The 7,896-nt window shown below is 69.8% G+C and carries 8 protein-coding genes and 1 pseudogene; 4 read left to right on the forward strand and 5 right to left on the reverse strand.

Annotated features, from left to right (window positions below):
* The first annotated feature begins 151 nt into the window (after positions 1 to 151).
* Genes IF11_RS0129890 through IF11_RS0129905 form a run of 4 tightly spaced genes read left to right on the forward strand, consistent with a single transcriptional unit; the run spans position 152 to position 3,916 of the window.
* Positions 152 to 1,465 carry an ABC transporter substrate-binding protein gene (locus IF11_RS0129890; RefSeq protein WP_030354889.1) on the forward strand — a complete coding sequence of 438 codons (1,314 nt, stop codon included), beginning with the start codon at positions 152 to 154 and terminating at the stop codon, positions 1,463 to 1,465.
* Positions 1,462 to 2,424 (forward strand): carbohydrate ABC transporter permease, encoded by a 963-nt coding sequence (locus IF11_RS0129895; RefSeq protein ID WP_030354890.1) that lies wholly within the window; start codon positions 1,462 to 1,464, stop codon positions 2,422 to 2,424. Before IF11_RS0129890 ends, IF11_RS0129895 begins: the two co-directional genes overlap by 4 nt.
* Positions 2,424 to 3,302 carry a carbohydrate ABC transporter permease gene (locus tag IF11_RS0129900; RefSeq protein ID WP_030354891.1) on the forward strand — a complete coding sequence of 293 codons (879 nt, stop codon included), beginning with the start codon at positions 2,424 to 2,426 and terminating at the stop codon, positions 3,300 to 3,302. The genes IF11_RS0129895 and IF11_RS0129900 overlap by 1 nt, the downstream gene beginning before the upstream one ends.
* A gap of 5 nt (positions 3,303 to 3,307) precedes the next feature.
* A complete protein-coding gene (locus IF11_RS0129905; RefSeq protein WP_030354892.1) occupies positions 3,308 to 3,916 on the forward strand; it encodes a hypothetical protein in 609 nt (202 codons plus the stop codon).
* 12 nt (positions 3,917 to 3,928) lie between these two features.
* Here the strand turns inward: IF11_RS0129905 and IF11_RS0129910 are convergent, their stop codons facing one another.
* The 5 genes and pseudogenes from IF11_RS0129910 to IF11_RS0129930 form a co-directional block, all read right to left on the reverse strand.
* Positions 3,929 to 4,882: an ABC transporter substrate-binding protein gene (locus IF11_RS0129910; protein WP_030354893.1), complete on the reverse strand. Its 954-nt coding sequence runs from the start codon at positions 4,880 to 4,882 to the stop codon at positions 3,929 to 3,931.
* Positions 4,879 to 5,550 carry an ABC transporter permease gene (locus tag IF11_RS0129915; RefSeq protein WP_030354894.1) on the reverse strand — a complete coding sequence of 224 codons (672 nt, stop codon included), beginning with the start codon at positions 5,548 to 5,550 and terminating at the stop codon, positions 4,879 to 4,881. Before IF11_RS0129915 ends, IF11_RS0129910 begins: the two co-directional genes overlap by 4 nt.
* Positions 5,547 to 6,227 (reverse strand): ABC transporter permease, encoded by a 681-nt coding sequence (locus IF11_RS0129920; RefSeq protein ID WP_030354895.1) that lies wholly within the window; start codon positions 6,225 to 6,227, stop codon positions 5,547 to 5,549. The genes IF11_RS0129915 and IF11_RS0129920 overlap by 4 nt, the downstream gene beginning before the upstream one ends.
* Before the next feature lie 90 nt (positions 6,228 to 6,317).
* Positions 6,318 to 6,602, reverse strand: coding sequence for an SAM-dependent methyltransferase (locus IF11_RS0129925; RefSeq protein WP_030354896.1), 285 nt, complete (start codon positions 6,600 to 6,602; stop codon positions 6,318 to 6,320).
* A 102-nt stretch (positions 6,603 to 6,704) separates the two neighbouring features.
* Positions 6,705 to 7,896: pseudogene (locus IF11_RS0129930) on the reverse strand (coagulation factor 5/8 type domain-containing protein); the annotation flags it as partial.

Consider the following 7,896-nt stretch of genomic DNA (forward strand, 5'->3'; position numbering starts at 1 on the left):
CCCGGCCCCGCCGCCCCGCCCCGCCCTGTGCGACCCGACGCCGAATCGATTCGAAACAGCTCTTGACCGGCACCATGCGTTAACCCTAGGTTTCCTGGAGAAAGCGCTTTCCGACAACGATGTCAGAAACGGTTCACCAGGAGGCACGGTCATGAGACCGCCCGGCCCGCCCCGCACCGCCGCCCTGGCGGCACTCTCCGCGCTCACCGCGCTCGTCCTGCTGCTGACCGGCTGCTCCGGCGGAGGGTCCGCCGGGGGCGGCGGAATCACCCTCACCTTCAGCTGGTGGGGCAATGAGAACCGCGCCCAGCGCACCAACGAGGCCGTACGCCTCTTCGAGAAGCGACATCCGGGCGTGCGGGTACGGACGTCCTTCGCGGGCTACGAGGCGTACGTCCAGAAACTCGCCACCCAGGCCGCGGGCGGCGATCTGCCCGATGTCGCCCAGCTCGACTACCGCCAGATATCCCAGTACGCGGGGAGCGGCACCCTGCTCGACCTCACCCCGTACATCAAGGACGGCACGCTCCGTACCGGTGCGATGGACCCCGGGCTGGTCTCCACCGGCCGCTACGGACCCGGGCAGTACGCGCTGCCGATGGGGCAGGGTTCCACCGGATTCGCCTATGACGCCAGGGTGTTCGCGAAGGCCGGGCTCAAGGCGCCGGAGCCCGGCTGGACCTGGGAGGAGTGGGCCGACGCGGGCCGCGCGATCTCAGCGCTCGGGCTGAAGGGCCCGGACGGACGCCCGTACACCGGGCTCACCGATATCGGCGTGAACGAGGACGCGTTCGAGAACTGGCTGCGCGGGCACGGCAAGAAGCTCTACGCCTCCCAGCACCGGCTCGGCTTCACCGCTGAAGACCTCACCGCGTTCTGGACGTTCACCAACGGTCTGCGCGAGGAGGGCACGGCCTCGCACGCCAAGGACACCTCCCAGATCGGCGGCGCGATCGAGGACGGTCCGATGGGGCGCGGTCTGGCCGCCACGGACTTCAACTGGGACGGGCCGTTCCTCGGCTACGCCCCGCTGATGGGCGAGAACGTCCATCTCGCGCCCGTCCCCACGGTGGACGGCAAGGCGGGCCAGTACTTCAAGCCCAGCGTCCTGATCGGCGCCGGCGCCAACACCGAACACCCCAAGGAGGCAGCGGCGCTGACGGACTTCCTGCTCAATGACCCCGAGGCCGGGAAGATCCTCGGCGTCACCCGCTCCACCCCGCCCAACCGCGATATCGCGCGGTCGATCGGCACGGACCTGAAAGGCCCCGAGAAGGAGGTCTTCGAGTACGGCAGGAAGATCGCCGCGTACGGAGTCGATCCCCCGCCGATGGCACCGCCCCGGGGTGATGTGGTCCTCCAGGTCTCCTTCACCCGTATCTACCAGCAGGTGATCCACGGTATGCAGAGTCCCGCCGAGGCGGCCCGGGAATTCGTCGCCGAGGCGGAGAGGGAGCTGCGATGAGCCTCACCAGAGATCCACGTCAGGCCGCGTCCCCGCCCCCGGCCGGCGCGCGCGAGCCCCGGCGCACCCCGCGCCGCCGTGAACGCCAGGGCCCCGCCTATGTCTTCCTCTCCCCCTGGATCCTCGGCGTCGTCCTGCTGACGCTCGCGCCGATGGCCGTCTCGCTCTATCTCTCCTTCACCGACTACAACCTCTTCGACGCCCCCAAGTGGGTCGGGCTGCGCAACTACACGGACATGTTCTTCGAGGATCCCCGCTACTGGCGTTCGGTCGGCACGACGCTGATCTTCGTGGTGGTGGCGGTCCCGCTGAAGCTGGCCCTCGCCCTCGGGGTGGCGATGCTGCTGAAGAACATGCGCTCCGGCAAGGGCTTTTACCGCTCCGCCTTCTACGCCCCGTCCCTGCTCGGCGCCAGTATGTCGATCGCGCTGGTGTGGCGGGCGCTGTACAACGACGGCGGTACGGTCGACGATCTGCTCTCCCGGATCGGTATCCACACCGGGGGCTGGGTCGCCGACCCCGACCTGTCGGTCTTCGTGGTGGCGCTGCTGGCCGTCTGGCAGTTCGGCGCGCCGATGGTGATCTTCCTGGCCGGGCTCCAGCAGATACCGGGCGATCTCTACGAGGCGGCGGCGCTCGACGGCGCCGGGCGGTGGCGGCAGTTCGTCTCCGTCACCCTGCCCATGCTCTCCCCGGTCCTCTTCTTCAATCTGGTGCTGGAGACCATCCAGTCGTTCCAGGTCTTCACCCCCGCCTTCGCGATCAGCGGGGGCAAGGGCGGCCCGGCCGACTCGACCATGTTCTACACGCTCTATCTGTACGAACGCGGCTTCTCCGCCTCGCACATGGGCTATGCCTCGGCCATGGCGTGGGCGCTGCTGCTCGGGATCGGAGCGGTGACCGTCGTGCTCTTCAGGACATCACGCTCCTGGGTCTTCTACGCCAACGAGGGGGCCTGATGTCCACCGCCGCCATCGGCAAGCGCAACACCCGTACCCGTACGGGCGATCGCGCCCGCCGTATCGCCCTGCATCTGGCCGCCGCCCTGATCCTGCTGGTCCTGCTCTATCCGCTGGTGTGGCTGCTCGCCACCTCGCTCAAGCCGGCCGACGAGGTCCTGACCAGTCTGAAACTGCTGCCGAGCCGGCTGGAGTGGAGCAACTACAGCACCGCCCTGGACGGGGTGAGCGGGGTGAAGGTCTCCACTCTCCTCACCAACTCGCTGCTGATCTCGGCGGGTTCGGTGCTCGGCAATGTCATCTCGTGCTCGCTGGCCGCGTATGCCTTCGCCCGGCTGCGGTTCCGGATGCGGGGTGTGATGTTCGGCTTCATGGTCGCCACGATGATGCTGCCGCACCACGCGGTGCTGATCCCGCAGTACATCATCTTCAACCAGCTCGGCATGGTGGACACCTACTGGCCGCTGGTGCTGCCGAAGTTCCTGGCCACGGAGGCGTTCTTCGTCTTCCTCATCGTGCAGTTCATGCGGGGGCTGCCCCGCGAGCTGGAGGAGGCGGCCAGGATCGACGGCTGCGGGCCGTTCCGCTCCTTCTGGTCCGTGGTGCTGCCGCTGACCCGTCCGGCGCTGATCACCACGGCGATCTTCACCTTCATCTGGAGCTGGAACGACTTCTTCACCCAGCTGATCTATCTCTTCGACCCGGAGAAGTTCACCATCACGCTGGCTCTGCGGAACTTCGTGGACCAGTCGAGCCAGTCGGCGTTCGGCCCGATGTTCGCGATGTCGGTGATCTCGCTGCTGCCGATCGTGCTCTTCTTCGCCGCGTTCCAGCGCTATCTGGTGCAGGGCATGGCGACCTCCGGGCTGAAGGGATGAGCGCCATGGGCACCCCTCCTACCGCGTCCTCGCCGTACGACCGCCGTGAGCCCGGGGAGCTGTTCGGCCCGCGCTTCGCGCTCTTCGCCGACATGCTCGCCGTCGGTCTGTTCACGACGGTGGCGAGTCTGCCGCTCGTCACCGCCCCGGCCGCGCTGGCCGCCGGCTGTTCCGTACTGCGGGACTCCGCCCGTTCGGAACGGACGGCGACCGCCGGCCGGTACCGGGACGCGCTCCGGGCACACGGCGTCGCCCGTACGCTGGTCGCCGGCGCGGTGCTGCTCGCGCTCGGTGCGCTGTTCCTGCTGGATCTGGCGCTGGCCGGGGCCGGACTGCCGGGGGCCGCAGCCGTCTCGGTCGCGCTGGCCGCCGTCGGGGCGGGGGCGCTGGTCGTGGGGGTACGGGCCGCCGCGCACCCGGTGGCGCGGCGCAGCTGGCCCGCCGCCGTACGGGGCGCCGCCCGCCGCTCGGCCGCCGATCCGGCCGGGTCCGTACTGATCGCGGTGGCTCTGGTGCTCTGCGCCGCGATCGTCTGGGCGCTGCCGCCGCTCGCGCTTCTCGCGGCCGGGCCGCTGGCGCTCGCCGCCGTCTCCGTCGAACTGCGCACGCCTTGAAGCGCCGGTGGGTCAGTGCGAGGCCGGGATCAGCCTCTTCGACTCCAGATAGGTCCGTGCGACGTCCTCGGAGAGCCGGCGCCAGCTGTCCACCTGCTGGTTCAGCTGGGCCAGGTCCTTGGTGGTGAGTACGGTGTTCAGCTTGTCCAGCGCCGTCGTCACGCCCTTGCCGCCGGCCCGTGCGCGGTTGACGACGGGCACGATGTAGTCGGCGTTCTGGAGATGTCTGTCGTCGGCGAGGAGCACCAGTCCGAACTGGCCGAGCGTCGCGTCGGTGGTCGTGGTCAGGACCATCTGGTCCTGACCGTTCTGCACGGCCCGCTTCGCCGGTGTCGTCCCCACGCCCTTGGGGTCGATGCCGGTGATGTCGATGCCGTACGTCTTCTTCAGTCCGGGTTCGCAGTACGGGCGCCGTACGCACTCGTCGCCCGCGGCGAGCCTGACGGGCAGCCGGGATCTGCCCAGGTCGCTCAGTGTCCTGAGCCGGTGTTTCCGGGCGTAGGAGGCGGCGACGGCGAAGGCGTTCTGGTCGACTGCGCGGCCCGGATCGAGGACGGTCAGCCCGCGTGGCGCGGCCAGCGAGCGCAGCGCCTTCATCGTCGCGGCCAGGTCGGGTGAGCCGACGGGTTTCGCGTCGGGGCCGTGGGCCTTGGCGTTCAGCCAGTCGGCGAAGGTCGCCGCGTACTCCGGTACGACATCGATCTGGCCGCTCTCCAGGGCCGGTTCGTAGATCTCCCGGTTGGTGACGGAGAGGATCCGGGTGTGGTAGCCCGCGCGGTTCAGCAGGAGCGCGTACATCTGGGCGAGCAGATCGCTTTCGGTGAAGCCGGCCGAGCCGATGGTCAGATGCTTGCTGTCGCCGGGCGGTGCGGTGACATCGCCCCGGTTCTCCAGGGACGGTCCGGTGGCGCAGCCGGTGACCAGGACGAGCGAGGCGACCAGGACGGCGGTACGCGCCGCTCTCATCCCCCGCCCCTCACCCACCGCGGGCCCAGCAGCCGCACCAGCTCGAACACTCCTTCCACCAGCAGCGCGAACACGGCGACGAGCACCGCGCCCGCGACCACCTGGGGCGTGTCGGCGAGATTGAATCCGGCGGTGATGATCCGGCCGAGACCGCCGCCGCCGACCAGTGCGGCGATGGTCGCCGTCGCCACCAGCTGGACGGCGGCGATCCGTACACCGGTGAGGATCAGCGGCAGGGCGAGCGGCACCTCGACCCGCCGCAGCAGCTGACCGCCCGTCATCCCCATGCCACGCGCGGCCTGGACGACATCACGGTCCACCCCGCGCATGCCCACATAGGCGTTGGTCAGCAGCGGCGGGATCGCGAACAGCACCAGCGCGATGATCGTCGGCCACTGTCCGTGCGTGCCGATCGGGGTGAGCAGCAGCAGGACGAGAACGGCGAAGGTCGGCACGGCCCGGCCGGCGTTGGAGATATTGACGGCCAGCGCGCCGCCCCTGCCCAGATGACCGAGGACCAGCGCGACGGGCAGCGCGATCGCACAGCTGATGACCAGACACACGACGGTGAGGAAGAGATGCTCGCCGAGCCGGTTCCAGACCCCGCCGGACCCCGACCAGTTCGAGGCGCTGGTGAGCCAGGACCAGGCCGCCGCGAGGGTGTTCACGCGCGGCGCTCCCTCGCCCAGGGGGTGAGCAGCCGCTGGAGTCCGAGCAGCAGCAGATCGGCGGCGACGGCGATGATCACGCAGAGGACGGAGGCGGTGAGCACCTGCGCCTTGAAGAAGGTGTTCATCCCGGCGTAGATGAGATTGCCGAGCCCTCCGTAGCCGACGATCGCCCCGATGGTGACGAGGGAGACGGCGGAGACGGTCGCGATCCGCAGCCCGGCCATGGCGGCGGGGAGGGCGAGCGGCAGCTCGACGGTGAGCAGCAGCCGGACCGGTCCGTACCCCATCCCGCGGGCGGCCTGCCGGGTCTCCTCGGGGACGGCGCGCAGTCCGGCCAGGATGTTCCGTACGAGCAGGGTCAGCGAGTAGAGGACCAGCCCGGCGACGACGAGCGAGGCGGCCAGTCCGTACAGCGGCAGCAGCAGGGAGAACATCGCGAGCGAGGGGATGGTGTAGAGGATGGTCGTGATCCCGAGCACGGGCCCGACCGCCCAGTTCCAGCGGCGGGCCGCCAGGGCCAGGGGGACGGCGATGAGCAGCGCGAGCAGGATGGCGAGGAAGGTCAGGTGGAGATGCTGGAGCACCGCGTCCCACAGGATCGTGCGGCGGCTGGAGAGGTAGTCGCCGCAGATCCACTCGTTGCGCGCGAGGCAGTCGTCCGGGGGCGCGGTCACCCGTCCATTGCACGCCCGCGTACGGCGGGCCGCGCGCGGTGTTGGACCGTACGGATGGCGGACCCAACCGGACCCCCCCGCCGCCGGGCGCTACACCTTGAGGGCGAGTCCCCCCGCCATCAGGGACTGGCCCACGGTGAGGGGCGGCTCGACCGGCTCCTCGGGACGCCACAGCGGCAGATAGGTGACGCCCGGGTCGACCAGCTCCAGGCCGTCGAAGTACGCGGTGATCTCCTCCAGGGTCCGGAAGCGGCCGGTCCCGAGGTCGGCCAGCAGGGCTCTCTCCAGTCCGGCGGCCTCGGGGCTCGACGCGCAGAAGTGGGTGAGGAAGAGATAGCTCCCGACCGGTATCGCGCCCGGTATCCCGTCCGTCATGGGCACCCCCTTGTCCCGCCGCAGGATGCCGGCCCGCCGCGCACCGGTCTACAGCGTGCGCCGCGAGCAGTGTGAACCGCTCGCGGCGCGCGCCCGCCGCCGTCAGGGGAAGGACACCACCGTCGAGGGCACCGTCGTGGTGCCCGAGGTGGCGGCGCCGATGGCGTTGATGACGTGGTCGTACTGCCCGTTGCCACTGAGCGAGACGACGAGCAGGCCGTGGAACTTCACACCCGGGACCGCGGGCGCGGCGAAGCCGTGGGCCTGGCGGATGGTCGGATCGACGTTGTAGTAGCAGTAGCTGCCCAGCCCCCAGCCCTCGTGCGTGGTCACGGTGTCGGCGACTTTGTAGGCGGCGTAGCCCCTGGTGGCGCCGTTCTGGATGGCGGCCTGGTTGGGGGCGTCGTACGCCTTCTCGTTCTGGAAGAAGATGGTGCGGCCCCGCTCGCCGTTCCACTGGACGTCGTACTTGTTGAAGTGCTCGACGAACAGCCCGGTCGCCAGCACGTCGGCGCCGTTGACGACCACGCCGTAGTCGGCCCGGTTGGTCTCCCAGCCCACGCCGTCCCCGTGGTCGGCGCGCCAGACCCAGGTGTGGTCGATGATGGTGTGCCGGTTGTTGACGACCATGCTGGTGGTGGCCTTGCCGGGGCCCGCGCCGCCGATCCTGATGAACACGTCCTGCACGGTGGTCGGGTTGGCGGAGTGGTCGGTGGTGGTGCCCTGCGGCCCGATCTCCAGCAGGGTGGCGGAGTTGACGGTTCCCGCGTCGATCAGGAAGCCCGCGAGCCGTACCCCGTCGACATCGGCGACCCTCATCGCCGTCACTCCGTTGTCCGGCACGAGCGTGGCGTAGCCGAGTCCGAGGACCACCGCGTTCGCGCGCTCGACCCGGACGGTCTGGTCGAGGTGGTAAATCCCTGGCGTGAACAGCAGGTTGAGCCCCTGCGTGAGCGCCTCGTTGAGGGTGGCCGCGGAGACGCCGGGCTTGGCGACGTAGAACTGGGTGAGCGGCAGGGACGTACCCCTGGGCGTGCCGCTTCCCCACGTGGTGCCGCGCGCGTTGGTGCGCAGCTCCGGCAGGAAGACTTTGTAGTCGGCGCCGTCGAGGTAGAGGAAGGGTTTTTCGCGGGAGACGGGGGTGGTGGTGAGGGTGGTGTAGGGCGGGTTGGGGAAGCTCTGGGCGGGGGCGCCTTCGACGCCGGAGAAGGTCATGTTCCAGACGGCGTTGGTCCAGCCGCCGACGGAGCTGTCGCGGGTGTACCACTGCTGCTGGGAGTAGGGGCCGACGGTG

This window comes from Streptomyces scopuliridis RB72 (assembly GCF_000718095.1).
Taxonomy (GTDB): domain Bacteria; phylum Actinomycetota; class Actinomycetes; order Streptomycetales; family Streptomycetaceae; genus Streptomyces; species Streptomyces scopuliridis.